The organism is Sphingomonas soli NBRC 100801 (genome assembly GCF_001591025.1).
GTDB lineage: Bacteria > Pseudomonadota > Alphaproteobacteria > Sphingomonadales > Sphingomonadaceae > Sphingomonas > Sphingomonas soli.
On the sequence record NZ_BCTZ01000026.1, the window covers coordinates 42,111 to 65,544 of the forward strand.

Here is a 23,434-nt window from a genome sequence, read left to right on the forward strand (position 1 = left end):
CACCGCCGCATGAACTGGTTGCGCTGCGCGGTGCACGGGAAGATCTATGGCATTTTTCCGATCTGCCCGCGACATAACCGCACTCCCGCCAGCGCCGAACCCGTACGGCACGAAGGCCTGCGCCTTTGCCGAAACGCGCCAGATATTCATCGTTACATCGAAATTACTGCAGCGTCGCAAGATATCTCGGTTAACTTAAGTACAATTAACCAGCATTTCTAATTATAGGCGACAGAAACTTCAAAACTTCCGGCGTACGCCCCTTGCGGCGTAATCGACGATATTGCGAACGATCCTCCGACATTAATGACATTCGACCCGGAATTTCCGATCGAGCCATCCAGTATCGACGGGCCTATTGCGTCGGACTGTAGCACAACTGTCAGCGGCGCGCCCGGTCCGTTCATCTCAAAGCTCTCGGGCATCGATAGCGAAAAGCTCTGCCCGCCCTCGCCGCTCACCACGAAGCGCGCGCGCACCGGGGCCGGGCCGATCGCGCCGACATTCACCAGCGCGCGGTTTCCGGTGATCGCATCGAGCGTGACGGTGCCGCTTCCCACATCGGGCCTGATCAATGCGCCGAAGAACAGATTCACTGTCGCCGCGATCGAAAGCGGGCGAAACACCGTGGCGGTCGCGGTGCCGCCTTGTGTGTCGGCCGCGCCGCCGCCGGAAAAGGCCGCGCTGACCTGAAAGGCGGCGCTGGCCGCACCCGTGGCTTCCGCGCTGTCATTTCCCAGGATCGGAACGTCCATCCCCAGATAGAAGGTCGCGACGCCGCTCAGCCCGATCGGCGCGATCGTGAAGCTCATCGGGCCGGTGCCGCTGGGGCTGCCGGTGATGACCGCCGTGAGCGCGCTCACCGTGAAGTTGTCGAGCTGCCCCATCCGCCCCGATGGCGCACCGAGGCTCGAGACGGTGACGACCACATCGCGCGTAACGCAGTCGGGATTGATGCCGCATGTGAGTGTGACGAGCGGACGGGTGCTCCCGCCGCCGATCCGGGTGCCGCTGCCGCTCAGCCGGGTCACCGTCCCGCTGCTGGCGCTCACCCGGAAGACGGTCTCGACGCTACTCGCCGAGCTGACCGCGCCCAGCGCGGGCGCGGGGCTCTGCACCGATTGCACGCTTACCTGGGCAAGCGCGGGGAGCGGCAGCACTAGGGTCGCCAGCGCGAGCAAGATAGCTTTCATGGCGTTTCTCCAAACAGGATCTCGGCGCTGATCTGCGGGGCGGCGTGTGCGTCGACTGTGACCGTCACCGGCTCCTTCAGGCGCATATGCAGTTGCGTCGCCTGTTCGGGGTCGAGCTCCAGCCGATAGGTTCCCGGGCGGACGCCCGCGAAGACCGCGCTCCCATCGAACTCGCTGGATGCAAGAATGGGCGGCGCGCCTTCGACGACGAGCCGCAGCCGCACCGCCGCCACGCCCACCTGGCGCCCATCGGGCCGCGTGAGCGACAACCGCGCAAGGACTTCGTTTACGGGCCGGAACGGATAGGGGACCGCCGCGATCTTGCCCGGCCGCGCCGAGAGCTCGACATCCTGCGGCGGCGAATCGACAAAAAAGGCGTCGATCGCGCGGCTGTCGGCGTGGATGATCGCGGCAGAGGTATCACCAAGCCCGTTCACAAAGGCCCGGCCCTTCGCATCGGTGGTGGCCGGGCGCTCCCCGCCCGTCAGCACGACGCCGGGAACCGGCACCTCCCCCGCGCCTCGCACCCCGTCCCCGTCGTCGTCGATGAATGCGCTGACCGCGGCGCTTCCCCCAGTGGCGGAACCCGATCGCGTCAGCGTCGGACGGCGGCTCCATGGATCGAAAACCAGGCCGAACGCGATGCGCAGCCCGATCCGCCATTCGCGGCTGCGGGTGGCATAGTCGCCGGTCAACGCCAAATCGCCGAACGGTAGATGGAGGAAGCCCCCGCCCTGCAACTGAACATCGCGTTGCACGCCGAAGCGCTTGCCCAGCCCCAGATGCAGCCCGAACTTCTCGGACACTGTCCGATCGGCAGTGACGCTGAACGTGCGCAACGCGGTCCTGGGCACGATGTCGTAGTCGACAACAGCACGCGATTGCCACGTATAGGCAAGGAAACGCGACGCTGCGAAATTGCCGCTGAGCCGCTCGTCGATAACACCGCCCGGACGCGTATCCCTGCGGTAATCTAGGCCCGTCGAGACCAGCGTGTCCAAGAGGCTCGTCGATGCGCGCCCGGTGCCCAGCCACGTGGTGCCGCCATCCGCATAGGCCGCGCGCTCGGCATGCACCGAAACCGGGATACGCGACCGCCCGATGCCGGGCACGCTGAACAAGGTATCGATGGTGGTCGTCCTGCGAAGCGGTCGAAGCTCGTCGTGCAGGATGTTGGTCTCATCGGAAAAGTGGGCGCGATACTCGGTGTGCCGCAGCGTCGCGAAGATGCCGCCGGCCTGCCACGAGACGCCCAGTTGCCCAGCCGATCCGCCCGCGAAATCGTGCGCCAGCTCGCCGAGAAGCGCGATGCCCAGCAGCGATCCGCGCGCGCCGAACGAAGCCATCTGGCGTTGCCGCCCCAGCCCGTCCGGATATAGCGCGCCCGCGGCGGTGAGCGTTAGGTCGTCGCGCAGGCCATAGGCCATCCGGGCGATCGCGCGCAGTTCGCCGGCCGCCGGCGTCCGGGTGCGCCCGGGGGAGAGGTCGATAACCGGCCGGTCCTGCTGCACGATCCCGAAATCCACCGTGAACCGGCCGGGCTCCAGCTGCCCGCCGCCCACGTTTAGCACACGGGTCTGCTCGTTGCGTTCGCCGTTGGGCCCATAGGTGACGATGCGGATGACGTTCAGCCCACGCGTCAGCGGAACGTCGAGAAACTCATATCGCCCTTCGACCGGGAAGCGCTGGCCGCCACGCAACACATCGTTGACGTAGAGTTCCACCTGATAGCCGATCGGCAATTCGCCGCGAAGCGTGATGCGCTGGAACACGCTGGCCTGGCCCAGCGGCGCGGTGGTGAAGCTGAATCCGCGCCCGCCGATGCTTCGCGGCCCCAAATTGGTCAGCGGCGTGAACACATCGCCCAGCGCGAAATAGGTGGCGCCCAACGGCCCGAGCAAATTGCCCTCCACGGATCGCCGGTCCAGCTTCATCCGCATTTCGGAGGGGCGCCCGCGCTCGTCCGATCCCAGATATCCGGTGAAACCCATCCGCAGCAGATCGGCGGCCGCGCGTACGTCATAGCGGCGCGTGGTCAGGTCGCGTCTGCTGTCATAGCCCGTCTCCAGCGCCACATCGATCGCGGGCGCGGAGATGAGTGCATAGGAGGACGGCACGCGCAGAACCGGATCGGCGCCCGTCGGCCGCTGCTCGAACTGGCGAAGCCGCTGGTCGCGCTCGGCGGCCGCCTGGACGGGCAGCGTCTCGGTGGCGGTCAGTGCCAGCAACAGTTCCTGCCCATTCGCCTCGATGCGGATCGGCAGGATTTTCTGCAGCAGCGATGCACGCAGGAAGATATCAGTGGGCGAACGCCCCGCCTGTTCGGGCGCGATCGGGATGTCGACGCCGTTCACCCGCGCGATGCCGGCACCCAGATCGATCAGGACCGGGCGTCGCGCCTCGCCGAGGCTCCCCGTCGCCCGGCCGGTTTGCGGAGACACGGCGATGTCCAGCCCCAACAAGCGCGCAAGCTCGCCTACAGGGAGCAGCGGATCGCCGAGATCCCCATAACCTGCAAAGGTCTCGCTCAGCGTCCGCCCGTCGAGCGTGACCGAGAACAGCAGCAGATCCTCTTCGCGCAGCGGCTGCTCGGCTTTTGGAATCTGTTGCTGCTGCGCTGCCGACTGGGCAAGCTGCGCGCCCGCAACCTGTCCCAGGAGCAAGGCCATAGCGAGCATGGTCAGGGAACCTTGAGCGCGGTCCTCGCCAGCTCCGTGCCCGGCCGCGCATCATCGTCGGTAAAGACGATCGTGAGCGTCTCGCCAGGCTTCGGCGCGCGGCGAAGCTGCAGGGCGAAATGCCGCCGGTCGATCTCCGGATAGACCCCCAGGCCACGCGCAATCGCCAGCGGTTGCTCGGCCCGGTCGCCCGATCGTACCTCGAGATTGCCGAATAGGGAGTTGCGCCCCTCCCGGGCTATTTCGAACTCGATCGCGGGAACCTGAGTCGGCGGCCCTTCAGGTGTAGCGCGCGCCTGAAGCTGGGTCAGCCGGGGCCCCTCCAGCCGCGCATGCGGTTCAGCCGGGGCCGTGCGGATGATCACCGGAATGCTCAGCCCCAGGACCGAGCGGATCTGAAAGCTGAGTTGGTTCGGCGCCTGGCTCGCCGCGGCCTCCGCAGTCAACCCGGTCTCCGGCGGCGGCACATTGGTTACGGTCAGGTGCGTGCGATATTCTCCCGCCGGCGTGGCAGAGGCGGGGGGCACTGCCCGCAGCCGGATAATCTGCCCCTTCCCCGGAGCGAGCGTCACCCGGCGCGGCGTTGCGAGCACCAGATCGTGCGCGGAGACGAGTTTCGCCACCGCCGCCTCCCCCTCCGGCGACCGCTGCGCCTGCTCCACCGAGCGGATCTGCCCGTCGGGCAGCATCACCCGATCAATCAGCGTGATGTCGAACGTCGCGGCCGCCTGCCCCTGATTGAAGATATAAACGGTAGCCGTCCGGCTGGCGCGGTCGAGAACGACGCGCCGCGGCGTGATGTTCAGGTTCACCCCCGCATTGCCCAGCGTAACCGGCGGGCGGCTGGGGGTGTCCTGGCAATAAGCCGGCGTGGGGATGGCAGCTAACACCGTTCCAGAAGGAATGGCGTGGCCTATTGCCAGGACGAGCGCGTTATGTAGCCTTTTCTGCAAAGCGCGCCCCCTCGAGCGCAACCCCGGGGGAGGGTTGCGTTCAGTTATATTGCACCATGATCAGCATCGGCCCGGCGTCCTGCTCGTTGGCACCGGCCGGACCACCGATACTGACTGACAGGCCCGCCGGGGCGGCGCCGTTTCCGGCATCAAGAAGCGCGGCTGTGGTTGCCAGCGCCACGCTTCCGTCACCCGCGCTATGGGCCTCCACTGCGCCGGGCACGCTGATCGACGATACGTCGCTCCCCACCGTCTGGACCGTAAGCACCAGTGCCGTCTGGGTGAGCAGATCGACGACAACCTTTGCGCCCGCCGGCTCCTCGACGCTCGCACTCCCCGCCGTCCGCACAGCCTGGGCGTGCGCGACGGCGGGGGACGCGATGCTCACCGCCACCGCGGCAAGCCTTGCGGCGCGGCTCACTGGTAGGCGACGGATACGTCGAACGTCCCGCTGTAGAGCCCGGTAACCGTCGTCGAGGGCACCGAGAAAGTGCCGCCGATGTTGAGCGGTTTGGTACCCGCACTGCCCAGCGTGCTGCTGAGCGTCGTGGTGGTTCCCAGGTCCGGGTCCAGCGTCACGGTCAGCGTTTCCGAGCCGCCCGAACGGGTCATGTCGAAGGTCGCCGGAACCGTCAGGGCGACGACCTGCGCGCCTTCGCCGTTGATGGTGAATTTCGCGCGGCTGGTGCCCGAGCCCACGGCCAGGCCGCCATTATCGGCGCTAACGGTGTCGGACGCATCGGTCATGCTCACCGCGCTGGTTCCCGATGGCGGACGCACGATCTTGCCGAATGCCAGGTCAGCGGTCTTGGTGATGGTGACCGGGCGCACGATCGTGGTCGATCCCGTGGCGGTATCCGTGTCCGATTGGGCGAAAGCAGGCGCAGCAAACAGCGTCCCCGCCACGAACACTCCCAACTTCATCATATGTCGCATGATTATCTCTCCGACGGGACGATGTACGGCGCCGGGGGAGACCAGCCTGGCACCTCCCCGGCAATCAGTGCGGAGCGATGGTGAGCCGCGGAATGGACGGTTACAATCGGGGGTTTCCCCGATGCCGCCCGGGCGCGGACCCGTGGAACGGAAACAACTTCTCCCGATCAATGCGTCCGCATCCCCTCCACCAGTGCCAGCACCCGCCCGACCCGCTTCGCGAAGGGCAAACCTTGGTGTGATTGGATCGTCGGTGCGGTTGCGGTTCAATCGCCGTTGCAGCGAAACCATTTACCGGAGCGTGCAATGACAAGATTCCCCATCGTCACCGGGCTCGCGCTGATGCTTGGCGGCTGCGGACATACGCCTTCGCCCGCCGCCTGTCCCGATCCCGGTGCCGTCGCGCCGCCCTCGATCGGCACGGCCTTCGTTAAGGATCTGACTGGCCGCCTCGCCGGTCCCGACCGCGAAAACACCATCGCGGAGGCTGTTGCCGAAATCCATCGCCGCGATCCGTCGCTCGGATCAGCTACGGTCACGAACATTCTCATCGGTGCCGATTGCCCGAATGCGCTGTCGCGCCCGGATCACGACCTGGAAGCCGATCGGGCCCGTATCGCGGGCTTTCGCGCCCAGGTGGACCAATTGCTGGGCGACTGAAGCTTCAGGCTGCATCACATCGCGGCGCTGGCGATCGCCTCCAGCAGCGCGTCGGGATCGATCGGCTTGGTCAGGAACGCCGCCGCCCCGCCGGCCATCGCCTGTTGGCGCGCAGCATCGGTGGGATGCGCAGTCATCAGGATCATCGGCTGGGGCCAACCGCGTCGTACAAGCTCGGCCTGCAGGGCCAGGCCGGTCATGCCGGGCATATGAATGTCGGCAAGGATGCAGCAAAGCCCGGCGGCGGCGGGGTCGCCTAGCAGTTCCTCGGCGCTGGCAAAGCACCGCGGCGTGATCCCGGCAGATCGCATCAGGCTGTCGAGACTCCCGCGAACGCCGGGATCGTCATCTACGATGGCGATGATGGAGGAAGTGCGCATGATACTGAAAACTCCGGGAAACTTGCGGCCTGATTCGGCCCTGTCTGCCTGCAGATGCGTCGCGCGGTGCGCGAACGCCATCATACTCAGATGTTAAACCTTCGGATGCTCTCGTCGCGAACGCCCAGCAATTCGGCCATCCGCACCAGATCGGCCAGCGATTGCGCCTCCATTTTGCGCATCACATTGCCGCGATGAATCTTCACGGTGATCTCGGAGAGATTCATCCGCCCGGCAACCTGCTTGTTCATCAGCCCGGTAACGACAAAGCCCATCACCTCGCGCTCGCGCGGCGTAAGCCGCTCGTAACAGGCGTTGAGCTTCTCGGCGCCAGCGGCCTCGGCACGGCGGGCGCGGTCCGCTTTCAGCGCGGCTGCGATCGACGCAAGCATCTGCTCCTCGGCGAACGGTTTGGGAAGGAAATCCACCGCTCCCGCCTTCATGCCGCGCACGGTCATCGGGATATCGCCATGTCCTGTGATCAGGATCACCGGGATGTGCACGCCCTTTGCCGCCAGTTCCTCCTGGAAATCGAGGCCGCTTCGGCCGCGCAGCCGGATGTCGAGCACCAGGCATGATGCGACCGCGGGCACGCGGGACGCCAGAAACTCCTCCGGCGTCTCGTACAGAGCCACCTCGAACCCGGCCGAACGCAGCAGGCTGCCCAGGCTTCCGCGAACATCCGCATCGTCGTCGATCACGCAGACCAAGCTTTCGTCCGTCATGTCCCTGCCCCCTCTTCCGCTGCCGGCAGGCGAAACCGGAAGGTCGCGCCGCGCCCCTTGTTGTTGGATGCGGTCAGCGTGCCGCCATGCTGTTCGATGATCGAGCGGCAGATCGACAGCCCCATGCCGAGTCCTGCGCTCTTCGTCGTGAAGAACGGCGCGAACAGGCTCTCCGGTTCCCCCGAAATCCCGTTCCCGCAATCGCGAACCTCCACCGCCACGCCGTCGCCGTCGCCGTCGATCAATGCATCGACGCATAGCTCGCGCGGATGCTCGCTCGCGGCCATTGCCTGGTCGGCGTTGAGCATCAGGTTCATCAGCACCTGCTGCAACTGCACCCGGTCTCCGCTTACCCTGGGGAGCTTGTCGGCCCGGGTCGTGTGGATCACCACATCATTGGCCTGCAGATCGCGCCGCAGCAGGGCCACCGTATCGTCGATCAGCTGCGGCAGATCTACCAGCTCTCGCTGCGAATCCGCCTTTCGCACCAGATCGCGGATGCGCGCGATCACGCCTGCCGCGCGGGTTCCGTTCGACGCGATGTGATCGAGGCAATCGGCGACTTCCGGCGCGTCCGGGGCCTCGCGCGCCAGCCAGCGCTTGCCCGATTTGGCATACGTGATGATCGCCGACAGCGGCTGGTTCACTTCATGCGCGATCGACGCGGCAAGCTGCCCCAGCGTCGTCACGCGCGAGACGTGGGTGAGTTCGGCCTGCGACTGGGCCAGCCGCGCCTGGGCGCGGTTGCGGTCGGTCACGTCGAGCGCCATCGCCAGCACGCGTCTCCAGCCATCGCTGCCTTCCGGAACGGTTACGCGCAGCACCACGTCGATAGTCTGGCCCGATGCGGTCAGGAACTGGGTTTCTTCCTCGATTGCCGGATCGCCCCGGAGCAGAGCTTCCAGGATTCGCCCCAGCGCGGCTTCTGCCGCAGGCGTGTGATAACGGACCAGCGACCCGCCGATCAGCGCCTCACGGCCTGGCAGGCCAAACAGCCGCGCGGCGGCATCATTGGCGTCGCGGATCGTCACCCATCCGGCGATACGCTCCACCATTTCGGCGTCGGGCAGTGCTCCGTCCGCGAGCAATGCATACGCCGCGGACCAGTCGCCCTCCCAGATCGGCAGGCCCGCTGCGTTGAAGATCGTGCGATAGCGTTTCTCCGAACGCCCGCGCTCCTCGGAGGCATCATGGTTGCGCACGCTGAGCAGGGTGTTGATGCCGATCGCGATCAGGCTGACCGTCAGCCGCACCGCGGGGGAACCTAGCGGCTCGCCCCAATGCGTCGCGAAATAGGCGATCAGCGCCATCGCGAAGCCGATGGTGCCGGCGGCGATGATCAGCGCGCGATCCTGGCTGCGCGCGGCCATCACCACGACGATGGTATAAAGAACCGCTACCGCGCCTTGCAGCGGGCTGAGCACGTCGAGTGCGAACACCGCGAGCGCCAGCGTCAATGCCGCAATGCTGAAAACGCGCCTCGCCTGCCGCTCGCCCGCCCCGTCGTGCATCATCGGCTCCTGCCGCCGCCGCACCAGCCGAGGCGCGGCAGCATGAGGCTGGACGAGTGCCTAGCGCTTCGCGACCACCAAGTCGCAAGCGGCCGTACGGATCCGCGCGCGCTCAGCACTTGCCGACATACAGCTCGAAGCGGGTGCCGGGGTGCGCATCGCTCCACACCGCGCATCCGCCCAGCCGGTGCGCCATCATCGCGATCACCCGGCTGCCCCGTCCCGTGCCCTGCGGGGCGGCGTCGGGGAATATTCCGCTGCCGCGATCCGAAATCTCGAGCACATAGCCGTCGAACGGCATCGCCCGGAGCGTGACGAACACGTCGCCCGGCGTACCGGCGGGATAGGCATATTTGCACGCGTTGCTGACCAGTTCGGAAACGATCACGCCCACGGCCGTCGCGTCCTCGGCGGAAACCTGGATCTGCCCGGCTGCGACTCGCACCCGCCGGCCAATCGCCTCGTCGGCGCAACCTTGCTGGAGTTCGCTGCACAGGTCGGTCAGGTATGCACCCAGCTCGACCGTCGCCTCTGCATGCGATTGGTAGAGCATGCGCTGCACCCCGGCGATCGCGGTGATCCGCCGCATCGTCATGTCGAGCGCGGCGACGGCGATCGGATCGGCGATCCGCCGCGCCTCCATGGAAACCATCGCGACGAGCAGCTGCAGGCTGTTGGCGATGCGATGATGGGTCTCGTCCGCCCGGCTCGGCTCGGGCAATGCCGGCAGCACCGTCACGGAGCGCGTGTCGTGATTTGCGAGATATTGTGCCGCTGTCATGGGGACCATCCTCTTTCCGCGATTGGCGGTGTTGATGGCCGGTATCCCCCGATGCCCCCCGGCGGGGATATCATACGCAGGTTTAGCGGCCCGGAGCGCGTCCTGAAACTTTCGTATAATGTGGGTCGCACGGGGAGAGCCGATATTGCGGCCTCCGGACGGGCATATTCGCATCGTCCTGCTGAATGGAGGATATCATGGCCTACATCACCACCACCGACGGCGCAGAGATCTTTTACAAAGATTGGGGACCCAGGGATGCCCAGCCGATCGTGTTCCACCATGGCTGGCCGCTATCGTCGGACGATTGGGACACGCAGATGCTGTTCTTTCTCGCCAACGGCTACCGCGTCGTAGCGCATGACCGGCGCGGTCATGGCCGCTCGTCGCAGATCGATACCGGCCATGACATGGATCATTATGCGGCAGATGCCTCAGCCGTCGTTGAGCATCTCGACCTCACCAACGCCGTCCATATCGGCCATTCCACCGGCGGCGGCCAGGTCGCGCGTTACGTGGCGCAGTTCGGCGAGCCGCAGAGCCGCGTTGCAAAGGCAGTTCTCGTCAGCGCCGTCCCGCCGCTGATGCTCAAGAAGGATAGCAATCCCGGCGGTTTGCCGGTCGAGGTGTTCGACGGGCTTCGCAATGCGCTGGCCGCCAATCGCGCCCAATTCTTCCTCGATCTCGCCTCGGGCTCGTTTTACGGCTTCAACCGGCCGGGCTCCACGCCGGTCGAAGGGACCATCCGCAACTGGTGGCGCCAGGGAATGATGGGCAGCGCCCTCGCGCATTATGAAGGTATCAAGGCGTTCTCGGAGACCGACCAGACCGAGGATCTGAAGGCGATTAGCGTGCCGACGCTCGTGCTGCAGGGCGATGACGACCAGATCGTTCCCTATGCCAACGCCTCGGTGCTTCAGGCTAAATTGCTGCAGAACGCGACGTTGAAGATCTATCCCGGTTTCCCCCACGGGATGCTGACCACGCATGCCGATATCATCAACGCGGATCTGCTCGCCTTCGTGCGCAGCTGAAATGGCGGGCGGCGGAGCGCGTCTCCGCCGCACCGGCCTGCACGGCCTTTACGCACCGCTCCAGCTCTTGTCTCGCACGCTGAACAGGCCCGCGGTAGTATGGTTGAGCCACAAGACGCCATCTCGATCGAGCGCACAGCCGGCACGCTTGTCGAAGGCATCGACCGGGAAAGGCCGGGGAAACCTGGAGGTTCGCCCTTCGTAGAATCGGTAATAGTCCTTGCCGGCCATAACCCAGATGCTGTGGTCGCTAGCCTCGCAAATATGGTCAGCCGGCTCACGAATGGCGAAAAGCCGTTCCGGCCTTACCATTTGGGGGAACGCGAACGACCTGATCGGCCATTCCGGCATATACGGTCCCGTCTGACGCTGAGAGGAGGCTGAAGCCACCGCCGAATGACATGTTTCCCGTCAGAACCGGTTCCACTACGACATCGGCGGCGCTGAATTGGTCTAGGCCGAGCGTGGTGCCGAGCCAGATATTTCCCTCCCGATCCTCCAAGAACGCCAACACTGATTCAGGCGTAAGTGGGGTTCGGCCTTTATACGCAGGCTCGACACCGGCCGCACGCGCTGCGGGAGACAGGCTCATTGCTTGCGCGGGGGCTCTCACCCGGAATATGCCGGGGCCGGTCAGCCCCCAGAGGTTGCCGTCCCGATCGAAGCGCGGAAGGAAGGGCCAGCCGGTGAAGGGCGGGGTTGGAAATACGGCAGTGGCGGCACCGGCGGGCTTCGGCCAGATGATCTGGCTTCCCTCGGGTCCGGAACGCCAGATCCGGCCTTCACCATCGGCCATGATAGCAGAGCCTGGGACATGCGGAATATAGCGTTCGAAGCGGCTGGCGCCTGGAGGAAGTCGGTACACATGAAAGGCCGCGAGCAGCCACAGCGAGCCGTCCTTCGCTACGACCATGCTTGCAGCTTCCTCGCGCGGTAGCCCCCAGTCCGGACCGATCGCGGTCCAGCGCCCGTCCGCGTAGCGCTGCAGCGAGCCGCGCGGAGTCTGATAGGTCACCCAGATGGCGCCGTCGGGGGTTTGCACCAGCCGCGAGACCACGGCGGTAGCATTCGGTGGTCGCCGGGCAACGCGAAGGATCCCACCGCGATAAACCGCGACCTCCCCGCTGCGGTACCCAACCCAGATGCTGCCATCTTGCGCCGCCATCAACGCGGTGATGCTCGCCGAATTTGAACGTTGCCTATCGAGGGCGACGGCCTCGAAGGTGACGCCGTCGAAGCGGTGGAGCCCGGCGGAACTGGCGATCCAGATATAGCCGTCGGGTCCCTGCACCAGATTGTTGATGATCGGCGGGGCGCCCTCTTCGGCGGTCCAGCGCCGGTGATGAAACTGGCTGAGCGTGCGTTCGGGATCGAGTGCCTCGGCGGGACTCGCCGCCAGCAGAAACGCAACAAGCTGAAAAACCCGAACGCAGAACCTGATCATCGTTCGTGATCACGGTTCTGCGTTCGCGACGAACCGTCTTGCCTTGCCATCCCGCCCCACCCGCTATGCGCGAACATCGCGACACGCTAAGCGGGCCGACGCGACACCTGCAAGCAAATGCAAGTCGCTTCGGAAGCCTTAGGAACGACCCTCACGCTGCTCGTCCGGCCAATATAGCCGCATCGGATTGGAGATCAGGAGCTTTTGTTGAAGCTCCGCCGTCACGGCGATGCGCGGGATGACGTCGATTAGGGGGCCGTCGTTGGGGATGTTGTTTTCCATGGTGGGATGGGGCCAATCCGTGCCCCAAAGCACCCGATCGGGATAGTTTTCGACGAGCGGGCGCACGGATTTGACGAAATCGTCATAGGGCACCCCCTTCGCGTCCAGGCGATCGGGGCAGGTGACCTTTACCCACACGTCTTCGCGGCTGTCCATGAACGCGCGGAAGGCGCGCATATCGGCCCCGTCCGGCCCCTGCGACACATCGGGGCGGCCCATATGATCGACCACGATCGGCACCGGAATCGCGGCGAAGAAGGGCAGCAGCTCTTCGAGGATATCGGCTTCGAAATAGACGACGATGTGCCAGCCGAGACGCTGGATGCGGTGCGCCACCTGGATGAACTTGTCCTTCGGCGCATCATCGACAAGGCGCTTGAGGAAATTGAAGCGGATCCCGCGAATCCCGCCCGCATGCAGCGCATCGAGCTCCGCATCCGAGATAGCGGGATCGACCACCGCGACGCCCCGCGCCCTGCCCCCGGACTTGGCGATGGCATCGAGCGTGGCGGCGTTATCGGTGCCGTGGCAGCTCGCCTGCACGATGACGTTGCGGGCGAACCCATATTTGTCGCGCAGCGCGAAGAGCTGTTCGTGCCCTGCGTCCTGCGGCAGATATTTTGCCTTGGGGCTGAACGGGAACTCGGCCTGCGGCCCAAAGACGTGGCAATGCGCATCCACCGCGCCGGGCGGCGGCACATAGGCCGAGTCCGAGGGCGACAGCGACCAGCTGCGGATACGGCCGTTTTCGTCAGTGCTCACGCGAAGACCACTCCATCCATCAATTTGCGCGCGGTGCGCAGCATCCCTGCTTCGACCGGCTGACCTTGTTCATCGAGGGTGACGACGCATTCGGTGACACCCGTGGGGTGCTCGACGCCCAGCGTCAGATTGCGCCCTTCCGGCACCCTGGCGACCGCAGCGGCGGGCGACCCCTTGATCAGGCAGGCCGTGGCGACACTCACCGCCGCCAACACGCCGATCGTGGCATGCACGCGGTGCGGGATCAGCGACCGCGTAGAGATCGCGCCACCCTGCTGCGGCGGCGCTACAAGCGTCATCTTGGGCACCGACTTTTCCCTGACGTCGCCAAGGTTCATCAGCGGCCCCGCCTGAAGCCGGATCGCTTCGATCCGCGCTTTCAGCGCAGCATCCGCGTCCAGCGTGTCGCGATCCTCATAGCCGGTGATGCCCAGATCGCTGGCGCGCATGATGACACAGGGCATGCCATTGTCGATCAGCGTGCATTCCACGCCGTCAATCACGTCCACGCCGTTGCCGCTGGGCAGCAGCGCGCCGCAGCTCGATCCGGCCGTGTCGCGGAACGCCAAGGGCACGGGTGCCGCCGTTCCCGGCACGCCGCTGATCGCGGCATCGCCCGAATAGGCAACCTTGCCGCCCGGCGTCTGGACGGTCGCGACGGCGACCTGTCCGGTATTTTCCATGAAGATCGCGACGCGGGTCTCACCATCCCGCGCTTCGACCAGCCCGCGCTCGATCGCGAAGGGGCCGACGCCCGCGAGGATGTTGCCGCAATTCTGCGCGTCGGTGACGATCGCCTGATCGACGAAGACCTGGAGGAACAGATAATCGACGTCGACGCCTTCGCGTGCCGACTTCGACACCACCGCCACCTTGCTGGTCAGCGGATCGGCCCCGCCCATGCCGTCGATCTGGCGCGGATCGGGCGAGCCCATCACGCCGAGCAGGAAGGCGTCGCGCGCGGCCGTCTCTGCGGGCAGATCCCCTTTAAGGAAATATCCGCCCTTGGACGATCCGCCGCGCATCCACATGCAGCGGACGCCATCAGACATATTTGAGGCCCATCGCTTCCAGCTTGCCGCGCATGTCATAGATGTCGAGGCCGAGTTCGCCCGCTGCGAGGCGCTGGCGCTTGGCTTCCTCGGCAGCTTCGCGCGCCTGCGCCTTTTCGAGCACCGCCGCCGCATCTGCGCGCTTGACGACGCACACGCCGTCATCGTCGGCGACGATCACGTCGCCCGCTTCTATCGCGGCACCGGCGCAGACGATCGGCACGTTGACCGATCCGAGTGTCGCCTTGACCGTGCCCTGCGCGAACACCGCCTTTGACCAGACCGGGAAGCCCATCTGGGTGAGGTCGCGCACGTCGCGAACGCCCGCGTCGATCACCAGCCCGCGGCAGCCGCGCGCCATTGCCGAGGTTGCCAGCAAATCGCCGAAATAGCCGTCTTCGCAGGGGCTGGTGGGCGCAAGGACGAGGATGTCGCCCGCCTGCAACTGCTCGATCGCGACATGGACCATCCAATTGTCGCCCGGAGGCGCCGAGATGGTGACGGCGGAACCGGCGATGCGTGCGCCGGGATAGATGGGGCGCATATGGCTGGCGAGCAGCCCGATACGGCCCTGCGCCTCATGCACCGTGGCAACGCCTGCCGATGCGAGTCCGTCGATCACCGCCGCATCCGCGCGCACGATATTCTGGATGACCTTGCCTGCCATTTCGCTCTCCTTGCACGTGCGCCTGCCCGCGCGTCGCGCTGACGACAATTCATAATTGCAGACCCGCCATAAGATTTTGCTATGTGTTCGGCATGAAGCCGTTCGATCTCAATCTTCGCCACGTCCGCGCCATCCACGCAATCTATGCGCGCGGCAGCATGAGCGCCGCAGCCGAAGCGGTGAGCCTGTCGCAGCCCGCGCTGACCCAGGGTATCGCCAAGCTGGAGCGCCAGCTGGGCGTGCGACTGTTCGAGCGGCGCGCGGATGGCATGACCCCGACCGAGGCCGGCAAGATCTTCGCCGAGCGCGCCGCCGCGGCGATCGCGCATCTGGCCGCAGCATCGCCGCGCCGGGGAACACGCGGGTTTGCCCGTCCCGAATTGCTGATGACATCGACCCAGCTCGGCGCGTTCCTGGCGCTGGCGGATGCGGGCAGCTTTGCAGGAGCATCGCAGGCGACGGGGCTTTCCCAGCCCGCGCTGCACCGCGCGGTCCGCGATCTGGAGCAACTGGGGGCGCAGCCCTTGGTCGACCGGCGGGGGCGCGGCGTGGCGCTGACCGACGTGGCGCGCCGCCTGGCACGCGGGGTGCGGCTGGCCGCCGCAGAGCTGGCCGCCGCCATCGCCGAAACCGCACCCGATGGCGGCGAAGGCGGGCGGATCGTGATCGGCGCGATGCCGCTGTGCCGGGCGCAATTGCTGCCCGCAGCGCTGGCGAAGTTCGTGGGCAGCGGAACCAGCGCGACGATCGACGTGCTCGAAGGATCGTGGCGCGAACTCGTCGAACCGCTTCGCGACGGCGCGGTGGACTTCATGATCGGCGCGCTCCGCAGCGAGGAGGTGCCCGATCTGGTGCAGACACCCTTGCTGGCCGACCGGCTGGCAGTGATCGGGCGAACCGGCCACCCGCTGGCCGGCCGCAACCCGGACCTTGATGCGCTGGCGCAATATCCATGGATCGTCAGCCATGCGGGAACGCCGCTGCGCACGCATTGGGAGGCGATCTTTCACGATCGCCCCCTGCCCGCCGCGCCGATCGAATGCGGATCGGTGATGACCATCCGCGGCGTGCTGCGCGACAGCGACTTCCTGACCCTGCTTTCCCCCGATCAGGTGGGAATCGAGATCGAGACCGGGATGCTCACGCGAATCGGCGGCGAGCTACCCGGAACGGTGCGCACGATCGGCGTGACGACGCGCGCGGGATGGCGGCCAACGCTGGCGCAAAACCGCTTTCTGGACCTGCTCAACGAACAGGGACTTCAGCTTTCCGAATAGCTCTGCGTGGATTTGGATTAGCTGCCAAATCGCGGCAAGCCTAGCCTGATCCCCATGGAGAGAATTGCGCTGATCGGGTTTGGGGAAGCCGGTGCTGCGTTCGCGGAAGACGCAGACTGGCGAAGCCGGGCATGCGCCTATGATCTGAAAACCGACGACGCCGCGAGCCGGGCCGCCAAGCTTTCCGACTATCAGGCCGCCGGCGTGGCTGCCGCGCTGAGCGCCCGTGAGGCGCTCGACGGCGCACAGGTGATCTTCTGCCTGGTGACCGCCGATCAGGCGCTGGGCGCGGCGCAGGCCGCCGCCGTCACGGCCGGTGCCTTGTGGCTCGATTGCAACTCGGTAGCGCCCGAAACAAAGCGGGCAGCGGCACAGGCGGTGGAGGCGGCAGGCGGGCGCTATGTCGATGTCGCGGTAATGTCCCCCGTGCGCCCCGCGCGGCGCGGCGTGCCCCTGTTGCTGAGCGGGCCGCATGCGGAGGACGCGGCCGCCGCGCTTCGCACGCTTGGTTTCGCCAAGGTTAGAGTCGTGGATGGACCGGTCGGCGCGGCTTCCTCGATCAAGATGATCCGCTCGGTGATGGTGAAGGGCCTGGAGGCGCTTTCCGCCGAATGCGCGCTGGCGGCGGAGGCGGCCGGAGTGCGCGACGAAGTGCTCGCATCGCTCGATGCAAGCTGGCGCGAGGAAAGCTGGACCACGCGCTTCGATTACAATCTCGATCGCATGCTGGTGCACGGAACGCGCCGCGCCGCCGAGATGGAGGAAGTCGTCAAGACGCTGGAAGCGCTGGGCACCGGCGCGGCGATGTCGCGCGGGACGGTCGAGCGCCAGCGCGCCCTGGGCAGGCTGGGCGTCTCCCCGCCCGACGGGCTCGACGCAAAATTAGCCGAGATTGGGAAGCACATATGATCATCGATTGCCACGGCCATTACACCGTCCTGCCCAAGGCGCACGACGCCTGGCGCGAGGAACAAAAGGCGGCGTTCAAGGCGGGAACGCCCTGCCCGCCCTATCCCGAGATCAGCGACGACGAGATTCGCGAGACGATCGAGGCGAACCAGCTTCGCCTGATCAAGGAGCGCGGCGCGGACCTGACGATCTTTTCGCCGCGCGCATCGGCGATGGCGCCGCATGTCGGCGACGAAGCGGTCGCGAAGGAATGGGCCTTCCGCTGCAACAATTTGATCGCGCGCGTGGTCGGGCTGTTCCCCGAGACGTTCGTCGGCGTGTGCATGCTGCCGCAGAGCCCCAAGGCGGACATGACCAATTCGATCGCCGAGCTGGAGCGCTGCGTGAACGAGCTGGGGTTCATCGGCTGCAACCTCAATCCCGATCCCGGCGGCGGGCACTTCACCCATCCGCCGCTGATCGACCGTTATTGGTATCCGTTCTACGAGAAGATGGTCGAGCTGGACGTGCCCGCGATGATCCACGTCTCGGGGAGCTGCAATCCGGCGATGCACGCGACCGGCGGCTATTATATCGCAGCCGACACGATCGCGTTCATGCAGCTGCTGGAAGGCGATCTGTTCGCCGACTTCCCGACGCTCAGGTTCATCATCCCGCATGGCGGCGGCGCGGTGCCCTATCATTGGGGGCGCTATCGTGGGCTGGCGGACATGCTCAAGAAGCCGTCGCTCGACGAATATCTGATGAACAACGTGTTCTTCGATACCTGTGTCTATCACCAGCCGGGCATCAATCTGCTCGCCGATGTGATCGACAATAAGAACATCCTGTTCGGCAGCGAGATGGTGGGCGCGGTGCGCGGGATCGATCCGACGACCGGGCATTATTTCGACGACACCAAGCGCTATGTCGACGCGCTGGAGATCAGCGACGCCGAGCGCGCCGCGATCTTCTCCGGCAACGCCCGCAAGGTGTTTCCGCGCCTCGACGCCAAGCTGAAGGAGCGTGGGTTGTGATGGGGCTGCATTCGTCATCCCGGCCCTGTGCCGGGATCCACCGTTCCGTAGGCGGTGGCCTCACCGGGCTCGAAGGAACCGCACCCCTATTCCGTGTCGCCCGGTGGACCCCGGCACAAGGCCGGGGTGACGATTTGGGAGAAGCCGCATGACCGAACCGCGCGACATCCACGAATATCTCGCCGAGATGGAGGACATCCCCGGGACGCGGGTGTTCACCGCCGCGCGGGCGCGCAAGGGCTATCACCTCAACCAGTTCGCGATGAGCCTGATGAAAGCCGAGAATCGCGAGCGCTGGAAGGCGGACGAGGCCGCCTATCTGGAAGACTGGCAGCTGACGCCCGAGCAGAAGGCGGCGGTCCTCGCCCGCGATTACAACACGCTGCTCGACCTGGGCGGCAACATCTATTTCCTGTCCAAGGTCTTCTCGACCGACGGGCAGAGCTTCGTCCAGGCGGTGAGCACGATGACCGGCGTGTCGGTCGAGGAATATCAGGCAATGATGAACGCAGGCGGGCGATCGCCCGAGGGTCTGCGCTCGAAGAAGGAGGGCAAATAATGGCCCGGATCACCGCAGGCGTGGCTTCGAGCCATGTGCCGCTGCTCGGCGTGGCGCACGATCAGGGCAAGGATCGCGACGCCTATTTCGGCCCGATCTTCGCCGGATATGACTGGACCCGCGAATGGGAAAAGGCGGAAAAGCCCGACGTCGTCATCCTGGTCTATAACGACCATGCATCCGCGTTCGACATGAAGATCATCCCGACCTTCGCGATCGGATGCGGCGAGCGCTACAAGCCCGCCGACGAAGGCTGGGGGCCGCGCCAGGTTCCCGAGGTGATCGGGCATCCCGACCTCGCCTGGCATGTCGCGCAGAGCCTGATCCTCGACGAATTCGACATGACCATTATCAACGAGATGGACGTGGATCACGGGCTGACCGTGCCCTTGTCGATGATGTTCGGCGATGTGCCCGAATGGCCGTGCAAGGTGATCCCGCTGGCGGTGAACGTCGTCACGTACCCGCCGCCCTCGGGCAATCGCTGCTGGGCACTGGGCGAGGCGATCGCGCGCGCGGTGGCGAGCTTCCCCGAGGATCTGAACGTCCAGATCTGGGGTACTGGCGGGATGAGTCACCAGCTCCAGGGCCCGCGCGCCGGGCTGATCAACCAGGCGTGGGACAACATGTTCCTCGACGGGCTGGTGGGCGACAGCGATCATCTGCGCCGCATCCCGCACATCGAATATCTGCGCGAGACCGGCAGCGAAGGCATCGAAATGGTGATGTGGCTGATCATGCGCGGCGCGCTGGGCAAGGCAACGCGCGCGCTGCACCGGCATTACCACGTCCCGTGCAGCAACACCGCCATCGGGCACATCGTGCTCGAACCTGTTTCCTAGCCGCCATCCCGGCGAAAATGGAGTATAGACTATGAAAATCGCACTCGCGGGCGCCGGCGCCTTTGGGGAAAAGCATCTCGACGCGCTCAAGCTGATCGAGGGCGTGGAAGTCGTCTCGGTCGTCGGGCGGAGGCTGGAGCCGACCCAGGCGGTCGCCGCGAAGTACGGCATCCCCCACGCCACCACCGAGCTGAGCGAAGCGCTGGCACAGCCCGGTCTCGACGCGGTGATCCTCGCCACGCCGACCCAGATGCACGCGTCGCAGGCGATCCAGTGCATGGAAGCAGGCAAGCACGTCCAGGTCGAGATCCCGCTGTGCGACAGCCTGGCGGACGGCGAGGCGGTGCTGGCCAAGCAGCAGGAGACCGGGCTGGTCGCGATGGTCGGCCACACGCGGCGCTTCAACCCGAGCCACCAGTTCATCCACAACAAGATCACTGCGGGCGAGCTGAACGTCCAGCAGATGGACGTGCAGACCTATTTCTTCCGCCGCAAAAACATGAACGCCAAGGGCGAGGCGCGGTCGTGGACCGATCACCTGCTGTGGCACCACGCCGCGCACACCGTGGATCTGTTCGCATATCAGGCAGGCCCGATCGTGGCAGCCAATGCGATCCAGGGCCCGATCCATCCCGAGCTGGGCATCGCGATGGACATGTCGATCCAGCTCAAGGCCGAAAGCGGCGCGATCTGCACGCTCTCGCTGAGCTTCAACAATGACGGCCCTCTCGGTACCTTCTTCCGCTACATCTGCGACAACGGCACCTGGATCGCGCGCTACGACGATCTTGTGAACGGCAAGGAAGAGCCGGTCGACCTGACCGGCGTGACCGTATCGACCAACGGCATCGAACTGCAGGACCGCGAATTCGTGGCCGCAATCCGCGAAGGGCGCGAGCCCAACGCCAGCGTGGCGCAGGTGCTGCCCTGCTACCGCGTGCTCGACCAACTGGAGAGGCAGCTCGAGGGATGAAATATGGAGGAATTGGCGGCGATCGCGCGTGAAGTGGACCTGTTGGAGAAGGTGCAGAGCCAATTGGCGGCCGTCTCCAGCCGGAATGACGAGCAGCGGCGGCATGATCTGATCGAACTGCGGCGTGCGCTGTCGGCGCAGATCGCAGCGGTGGGCAAGGTCGCGGATCCGGTCTTCGCCGCGCATGGCGATGACGAGATGCTCCGAATCTATCGCGCCAAATTCTCGAAGATGCGCTCGGCGGCAGCGCTGCACCAGGCCGATTGGCCAGCGGTGCTGCTCGGCGAACGGCCCGAGGAATATCGCGCTTCGGCGCTGGGGGTTCGCGAGGCGAACCGCGATTTCGTGGCCTGGGTGCGGACCGCGCTCAAAGCCTTAAAAGGATAAGGAAACTGGGATGAAGACGCAGGTAGCGATCATCGGCTCTGGCCCATCTGGGCTGTTGCTGGGTCATTTGCTCAAGCAGGCCGGCGTGGACTGCATTGTCGTGGAGCGACAGGCCCGCGAATATGTCGAGGGACGTATCCGCGCCGGCGTGCTTGAAACCGTCACCACCGACCTGATGCACAAGCTGGGGATCGATGCCGGCCTGAATGCCAACGGCCTGCTGGAAGAAGGGTTCAACCTGGCGGACGGCGAGAAGCTGATCCGCATCGAGATCACCAAGCTGACCGGCAAGCATGTCGTCGTTTACGGCCAGACCGAAGTGACCCGCGACTTGATCGACGCAGCGCCCGAGCGCGGGCTGGAGATCGTGTTCGAGGCCAAGGATGTCGCCATCCATGGCGCGGACAGCGATACGCCTGCGATCACCTATATCAAGGACGGGGTCGAACACCGCGTCGATTGCGATTTCATTGCCGGTTGCGACGGCTTCCACGGTCCCTCGCGCAAGGCGATCCCCGCCCCGCTGATCCGCGAATTCGAACGCGAATATCCGTTCGGCTGGCTCGGCATTCTGGCCGATGTGCCGCCCTGCCACCCCGAATTGATCTATTCGAACGGCCCGCGCGGCTTCGCGCTCGCATCGATGCGTTCGCCGACGCGCAGCCGCTATTACATCCAGGTTCCGCTGACCGACAAGGGCGAGGACTGGAGCGAGGACCGGCTGTGGGACGAGCTGGCGCTGCGCTTCGATCCGATCTCGCTCAACCGCGTAGTGCGCGGACCCGCGCTCGAAATGTCGATCGCGCCGCTGCGTTCCTATGTTTGCGAGACCATGCGCCATGGACGGCTGTTCCTGGCGGGCGACGCCGGGCACATCGTGCCGCCGACGGGGGCGAAGGGGCTGAACCTTGCCGCGTCAGACGTCGCCTATCTCGCCGATGCGCTGATCGCGCATTACCGGCAAGACGATGACAATGCGCTCGCCGGCTATGAACAAAAGGCGCTGGCGCGCATTTGGAAGGCCGAGCGCTTCAGCTGGTTCCTCACCAAGCTGATGCACCGCTTTCCCGATGACGGTCCGTTCGAGCATCGCATGCAGCAGGCAGAACTTGACTATGTGGCCCAATCGCATGCCATGCAGCTCGCCATCGCCGAGAACTATGTAGGATTGCCACTCTGACCATGCTCCCCGTCCGCCAGCTAGGTTCGCTCTCCGTGTCGGCCATCGGTCTTGGCTGCATGAATCTGAGCCACGCTTATGGCGTGCCACCTTCGCCGGAGGACGGGGCAAAGCTGCTCAACCGGGCGCTCGATCTGGGCGTCACCTTTCTCGACACCGCCGCGCTATATGGCGGTGGCAAGAATGAGCGGCTGATCGGCGAGGCGGTGATGCACCGCCGCAGTGAATTCACGCTGGCAAGCAAATGCGTGCTCGACATGCGCGACGGCCAGCGCGTGCTGGACGGCCGCCCGGAATCGATAACGGCGACGCTGGAGGCGGCCCTGGGCCGCCTCCGCACCGACCATATCGACCTTTATTACATGCACCGCCTCGACAAGAACGTGCCGGTCGAGGAATCGATGGGTGCGCTGGTCCGCGCGAAGGAAGCCGGAAAGATCGGCGCAATCGGCCTGAGCGAGATGTCCGCCGCCACGGTCCGGCGCGCGCATGCGGTGCACCCGATCGCGGCCGTGCAGACCGAATATTCGCCAACTGTTCGCAACGCCGAAATCGCCGTACTCGATACCTGTCACGCGCTCGGGATCGGCTTCGTCGCCTTCTCGCCGGTTGTGCGCGGAATGCTGGCCGGATCGGTGCGCACCGACGATTATGCGCCCGGCGATATCCGTGCGCCCATGCCGCGCTTCATCGAACCCAACCTGTCGCACAACCTGCAGGCCGTGCGCGCATTCGAGGCGCTGGCGGCAGAACTTGGCCATAGCCCCGCGCAATTGTCGCTCGCCTGGGTGCTGGCGCGCGGAGACCATGTCGTGCCGATCCCTGGTACGCGCAGCATCGCGCATCTCGAAGAGAATCTGGCGGCGGCGTCGATCAGGCTGGAAAGCGATGTCGTAGAGCGCATCAGCGCGCTTTTCGAAGGCGGTGCCATTCGCGGAGCGCGCTACACCGCGCCGATGCAGGCGCAGATCGATACCGAGACCTGGCCCGGCGAGGAGCTGGCGTAGGAACCGTCGGCCCGGTGGAGCGATATTGCGGCAGCTAAATCGTCTTCCCCGCGACAGCGGGGACCCAGGGTCGCACGCGGTGTCCTGTGTGGCTCTGGGTCCCCGCTTTCGCGGGGATGACGTGGATTACTTGGCGCAAAGGGATAATCGCCGACTTGTTCCGGGGTCCACGGAGCCGCGGGTGTTCAGGCTGGAGCCTCTTGTCCATCGAGTGCCGCCCTGTGGA

Annotated in this window: 25 protein-coding genes; 11 read left to right on the top strand and 14 right to left on the bottom strand. The window is 65.7% G+C overall.

Going from position 1 to position 23,434, the window contains the following annotated elements; all coding sequences use genetic code 11:
* Positions 1 to 218: 218 nt before the first annotated feature.
* The 5 genes from SSO01S_RS16435 to SSO01S_RS17775 all read right to left on the bottom strand — a co-directional run bounded on the left by SSO01S_RS16435 (position 219) and on the right by SSO01S_RS17775 (position 5,760).
* Positions 219 to 1,193 carry a DUF4402 domain-containing protein gene (locus SSO01S_RS16435; RefSeq protein ID WP_066801296.1) on the bottom strand — a complete coding sequence of 325 codons (975 nt, stop codon included), beginning with the start codon at positions 1,191 to 1,193 and terminating at the stop codon, positions 219 to 221.
* A complete protein-coding gene (locus SSO01S_RS16440) occupies positions 1,190 to 3,871 on the bottom strand; it encodes a hypothetical protein (RefSeq protein WP_066801299.1) in 2,682 nt (893 codons plus the stop codon). The genes SSO01S_RS16435 and SSO01S_RS16440 overlap by 4 nt, the downstream gene beginning before the upstream one ends.
* Before the next feature lie 2 nt (positions 3,872 to 3,873).
* Positions 3,874 to 4,761: a fimbrial biogenesis chaperone gene (locus tag SSO01S_RS16445; RefSeq protein WP_157073832.1), complete on the bottom strand. Its 888-nt coding sequence runs from the start codon at positions 4,759 to 4,761 to the stop codon at positions 3,874 to 3,876.
* A gap of 103 nt (positions 4,762 to 4,864) precedes the next feature.
* Positions 4,865 to 5,245, bottom strand: a complete 381-nt coding sequence (locus SSO01S_RS16450) for a hypothetical protein (RefSeq protein ID WP_169798376.1) — start codon at positions 5,243 to 5,245, stop codon at positions 4,865 to 4,867.
* A complete protein-coding gene (locus tag SSO01S_RS17775; RefSeq protein WP_169798377.1) occupies positions 5,242 to 5,760 on the bottom strand; it encodes a DUF4402 domain-containing protein in 519 nt (172 codons plus the stop codon). Before SSO01S_RS17775 ends, SSO01S_RS16450 begins: the two co-directional genes overlap by 4 nt.
* Positions 5,761 to 6,066: 306 nt before the next feature.
* Between SSO01S_RS17775 and SSO01S_RS16460 the strand changes: the two genes are divergently transcribed.
* The gene (locus tag SSO01S_RS16460; protein ID WP_066801312.1) at positions 6,067 to 6,420 is read left to right on the top strand and encodes a hypothetical protein; all 354 of its coding nucleotides are present in this window, start codon (positions 6,067 to 6,069) and stop codon (positions 6,418 to 6,420) included.
* Positions 6,421 to 6,434: 14 nt separating this feature from the next.
* Here SSO01S_RS16460 and SSO01S_RS16465 read toward each other — a convergent pair whose 3' ends face one another.
* The 4 genes from SSO01S_RS16465 to SSO01S_RS16480 all read right to left on the bottom strand — a co-directional run bounded on the left by SSO01S_RS16465 (position 6,435) and on the right by SSO01S_RS16480 (position 9,817).
* Positions 6,435 to 6,800 carry a response regulator transcription factor gene (locus tag SSO01S_RS16465; protein ID WP_066801370.1) on the bottom strand — a complete coding sequence of 122 codons (366 nt, stop codon included), beginning with the start codon at positions 6,798 to 6,800 and terminating at the stop codon, positions 6,435 to 6,437.
* Between the two features lie 86 nt (positions 6,801 to 6,886).
* A complete protein-coding gene (locus SSO01S_RS16470; protein WP_066801315.1) occupies positions 6,887 to 7,525 on the bottom strand; it encodes a response regulator transcription factor in 639 nt (212 codons plus the stop codon).
* Positions 7,522 to 9,036, bottom strand: a complete 1,515-nt coding sequence (locus tag SSO01S_RS16475; protein WP_169798378.1) for a sensor histidine kinase — start codon at positions 9,034 to 9,036, stop codon at positions 7,522 to 7,524. Before SSO01S_RS16475 ends, SSO01S_RS16470 begins: the two co-directional genes overlap by 4 nt.
* Before the next feature lie 112 nt (positions 9,037 to 9,148).
* Complete coding sequence (locus SSO01S_RS16480) at positions 9,149 to 9,817, bottom strand: sensor histidine kinase (RefSeq protein WP_169798379.1); 669 nt, start codon at positions 9,815 to 9,817, stop codon at positions 9,149 to 9,151.
* 197 nt (positions 9,818 to 10,014) lie between these two features.
* On the opposite strand from SSO01S_RS16480, the gene SSO01S_RS16485 reads away from it, so the two are divergent.
* The gene (locus SSO01S_RS16485; protein ID WP_066801373.1) at positions 10,015 to 10,851 is read left to right on the top strand and encodes an alpha/beta fold hydrolase; all 837 of its coding nucleotides are present in this window, start codon (positions 10,015 to 10,017) and stop codon (positions 10,849 to 10,851) included.
* Between the two features lie 48 nt (positions 10,852 to 10,899).
* Here the strand turns inward: SSO01S_RS16485 and SSO01S_RS16490 are convergent, their stop codons facing one another.
* The 5 genes from SSO01S_RS16490 to ligK form a co-directional block, all read right to left on the bottom strand.
* Positions 10,900 to 11,082 carry a hypothetical protein gene (locus SSO01S_RS16490; protein ID WP_066801324.1) on the bottom strand — a complete coding sequence of 61 codons (183 nt, stop codon included), beginning with the start codon at positions 11,080 to 11,082 and terminating at the stop codon, positions 10,900 to 10,902.
* Between the two features lie 46 nt (positions 11,083 to 11,128).
* Positions 11,129 to 12,295 carry a ligand-binding sensor domain-containing protein gene (locus tag SSO01S_RS16495; RefSeq protein ID WP_066801327.1) on the bottom strand — a complete coding sequence of 389 codons (1,167 nt, stop codon included), beginning with the start codon at positions 12,293 to 12,295 and terminating at the stop codon, positions 11,129 to 11,131.
* Between the two features lie 138 nt (positions 12,296 to 12,433).
* Positions 12,434 to 13,339: an amidohydrolase family protein gene (locus SSO01S_RS16500; protein ID WP_066801330.1), complete on the bottom strand. Its 906-nt coding sequence runs from the start codon at positions 13,337 to 13,339 to the stop codon at positions 12,434 to 12,436.
* Positions 13,336 to 14,391, bottom strand: a complete 1,056-nt coding sequence (locus SSO01S_RS16505) for a 4-oxalomesaconate tautomerase (RefSeq protein WP_066801333.1) — start codon at positions 14,389 to 14,391, stop codon at positions 13,336 to 13,338. Before SSO01S_RS16505 ends, SSO01S_RS16500 begins: the two co-directional genes overlap by 4 nt.
* The gene (gene ligK, locus SSO01S_RS16510; protein WP_066801335.1) at positions 14,384 to 15,058 is read right to left on the bottom strand and encodes a 4-carboxy-4-hydroxy-2-oxoadipate aldolase/oxaloacetate decarboxylase; all 675 of its coding nucleotides are present in this window, start codon (positions 15,056 to 15,058) and stop codon (positions 14,384 to 14,386) included. The genes SSO01S_RS16505 and ligK overlap by 8 nt, the downstream gene beginning before the upstream one ends.
* A 92-nt stretch (positions 15,059 to 15,150) precedes the next feature.
* Here ligK and SSO01S_RS16515 point away from each other — a divergent pair, with 92 nt between their 5' ends.
* From SSO01S_RS16515 to SSO01S_RS16555, 9 genes are all read left to right on the top strand, one after another.
* Positions 15,151 to 16,335, top strand: coding sequence for a LysR family transcriptional regulator (locus SSO01S_RS16515; protein ID WP_066801337.1), 1,185 nt, complete (start codon positions 15,151 to 15,153; stop codon positions 16,333 to 16,335).
* Between the two features lie 54 nt (positions 16,336 to 16,389).
* The gene (locus tag SSO01S_RS16520) at positions 16,390 to 17,244 is read left to right on the top strand and encodes an NAD(P)-dependent oxidoreductase (RefSeq protein ID WP_066801339.1); all 855 of its coding nucleotides are present in this window, start codon (positions 16,390 to 16,392) and stop codon (positions 17,242 to 17,244) included.
* The gene (locus tag SSO01S_RS16525) at positions 17,241 to 18,260 is read left to right on the top strand and encodes an amidohydrolase family protein (protein ID WP_066801345.1); all 1,020 of its coding nucleotides are present in this window, start codon (positions 17,241 to 17,243) and stop codon (positions 18,258 to 18,260) included. The genes SSO01S_RS16520 and SSO01S_RS16525 overlap by 4 nt, the downstream gene beginning before the upstream one ends.
* Before the next feature lie 148 nt (positions 18,261 to 18,408).
* Positions 18,409 to 18,819 (top strand): protocatechuate 4,5-dioxygenase subunit alpha, encoded by a 411-nt coding sequence (ligA, locus tag SSO01S_RS16530; RefSeq protein ID WP_066801347.1) that lies wholly within the window; start codon positions 18,409 to 18,411, stop codon positions 18,817 to 18,819.
* On the top strand, positions 18,819 to 19,661 hold the full coding sequence (locus tag SSO01S_RS16535; RefSeq protein WP_066801350.1) for a class III extradiol dioxygenase subunit beta: 843 nt from the start codon (positions 18,819 to 18,821) through the stop codon (positions 19,659 to 19,661). Before ligA ends, SSO01S_RS16535 begins: the two co-directional genes overlap by 1 nt.
* A gap of 31 nt (positions 19,662 to 19,692) precedes the next feature.
* Positions 19,693 to 20,634 (top strand): Gfo/Idh/MocA family oxidoreductase, encoded by a 942-nt coding sequence (locus SSO01S_RS16540; protein WP_066801353.1) that lies wholly within the window; start codon positions 19,693 to 19,695, stop codon positions 20,632 to 20,634.
* Positions 20,635 to 20,637: 3 nt separating this feature from the next.
* Positions 20,638 to 21,021 carry a hypothetical protein gene (locus tag SSO01S_RS16545; protein WP_066801356.1) on the top strand — a complete coding sequence of 128 codons (384 nt, stop codon included), beginning with the start codon at positions 20,638 to 20,640 and terminating at the stop codon, positions 21,019 to 21,021.
* Between the two features lie 10 nt (positions 21,022 to 21,031).
* Positions 21,032 to 22,201 (top strand): 4-hydroxybenzoate 3-monooxygenase, encoded by a 1,170-nt coding sequence (gene pobA, locus SSO01S_RS16550; protein ID WP_066801358.1) that lies wholly within the window; start codon positions 21,032 to 21,034, stop codon positions 22,199 to 22,201.
* A gap of 2 nt (positions 22,202 to 22,203) precedes the next feature.
* Positions 22,204 to 23,208, top strand: coding sequence for an aldo/keto reductase (locus tag SSO01S_RS16555; protein ID WP_066801360.1), 1,005 nt, complete (start codon positions 22,204 to 22,206; stop codon positions 23,206 to 23,208).
* Positions 23,209 to 23,434 lie beyond the last annotated feature (226 nt).

Coding starts and splice junctions, on each gene's coding strand:
- SSO01S_RS16435 (WP_066801296.1), bottom strand. CDS start 1,193: ATGAAAGCTATCTTGCTCGCGCTGGCGACCCTAGTGCTGCCGCTCCCC.
- SSO01S_RS16440 (WP_066801299.1), bottom strand. CDS start 3,871: ATGCTCGCTATGGCCTTGCTCCTGGGACAGGTTGCGGGCGCGCAGCTT.
- SSO01S_RS17775 (WP_169798377.1), bottom strand. CDS start 5,760: ATGCGACATATGATGAAGTTGGGAGTGTTCGTGGCGGGGACGCTGTTT.
- SSO01S_RS16460 (WP_066801312.1), top strand. CDS start 6,067: ATGACAAGATTCCCCATCGTCACCGGGCTCGCGCTGATGCTTGGCGGC.
- SSO01S_RS16465 (WP_066801370.1), bottom strand. CDS start 6,800: ATGCGCACTTCCTCCATCATCGCCATCGTAGATGACGATCCCGGCGTT.
- SSO01S_RS16470 (WP_066801315.1), bottom strand. CDS start 7,525: ATGACGGACGAAAGCTTGGTCTGCGTGATCGACGACGATGCGGATGTT.
- SSO01S_RS16475 (WP_169798378.1), bottom strand. CDS start 9,036: ATGCACGACGGGGCGGGCGAGCGGCAGGCGAGGCGCGTTTTCAGCATT.
- SSO01S_RS16480 (WP_169798379.1), bottom strand. CDS start 9,817: ATGACAGCGGCACAATATCTCGCAAATCACGACACGCGCTCCGTGACG.
- SSO01S_RS16485 (WP_066801373.1), top strand. CDS start 10,015: ATGGCCTACATCACCACCACCGACGGCGCAGAGATCTTTTACAAAGAT.
- SSO01S_RS16490 (WP_066801324.1), bottom strand. CDS start 11,082: ATGGCCGGCAAGGACTATTACCGATTCTACGAAGGGCGAACCTCCAGG.
- SSO01S_RS16495 (WP_066801327.1), bottom strand. CDS start 12,295: ATGATCAGGTTCTGCGTTCGGGTTTTTCAGCTTGTTGCGTTTCTGCTG.
- SSO01S_RS16505 (WP_066801333.1), bottom strand. CDS start 14,391: ATGTCTGATGGCGTCCGCTGCATGTGGATGCGCGGCGGATCGTCCAAG.
- ligK (WP_066801335.1), bottom strand. CDS start 15,058: ATGGCAGGCAAGGTCATCCAGAATATCGTGCGCGCGGATGCGGCGGTG.
- SSO01S_RS16515 (WP_066801337.1), top strand. CDS start 15,151: ATGAAGCCGTTCGATCTCAATCTTCGCCACGTCCGCGCCATCCACGCA.
- SSO01S_RS16520 (WP_066801339.1), top strand. CDS start 16,390: ATGGAGAGAATTGCGCTGATCGGGTTTGGGGAAGCCGGTGCTGCGTTC.
- SSO01S_RS16525 (WP_066801345.1), top strand. CDS start 17,241: ATGATCATCGATTGCCACGGCCATTACACCGTCCTGCCCAAGGCGCAC.
- ligA (WP_066801347.1), top strand. CDS start 18,409: ATGACCGAACCGCGCGACATCCACGAATATCTCGCCGAGATGGAGGAC.
- SSO01S_RS16535 (WP_066801350.1), top strand. CDS start 18,819: ATGGCCCGGATCACCGCAGGCGTGGCTTCGAGCCATGTGCCGCTGCTC.
- SSO01S_RS16540 (WP_066801353.1), top strand. CDS start 19,693: ATGAAAATCGCACTCGCGGGCGCCGGCGCCTTTGGGGAAAAGCATCTC.
- SSO01S_RS16545 (WP_066801356.1), top strand. CDS start 20,638: ATGGAGGAATTGGCGGCGATCGCGCGTGAAGTGGACCTGTTGGAGAAG.
- pobA (WP_066801358.1), top strand. CDS start 21,032: ATGAAGACGCAGGTAGCGATCATCGGCTCTGGCCCATCTGGGCTGTTG.
- SSO01S_RS16555 (WP_066801360.1), top strand. CDS start 22,204: ATGCTCCCCGTCCGCCAGCTAGGTTCGCTCTCCGTGTCGGCCATCGGT.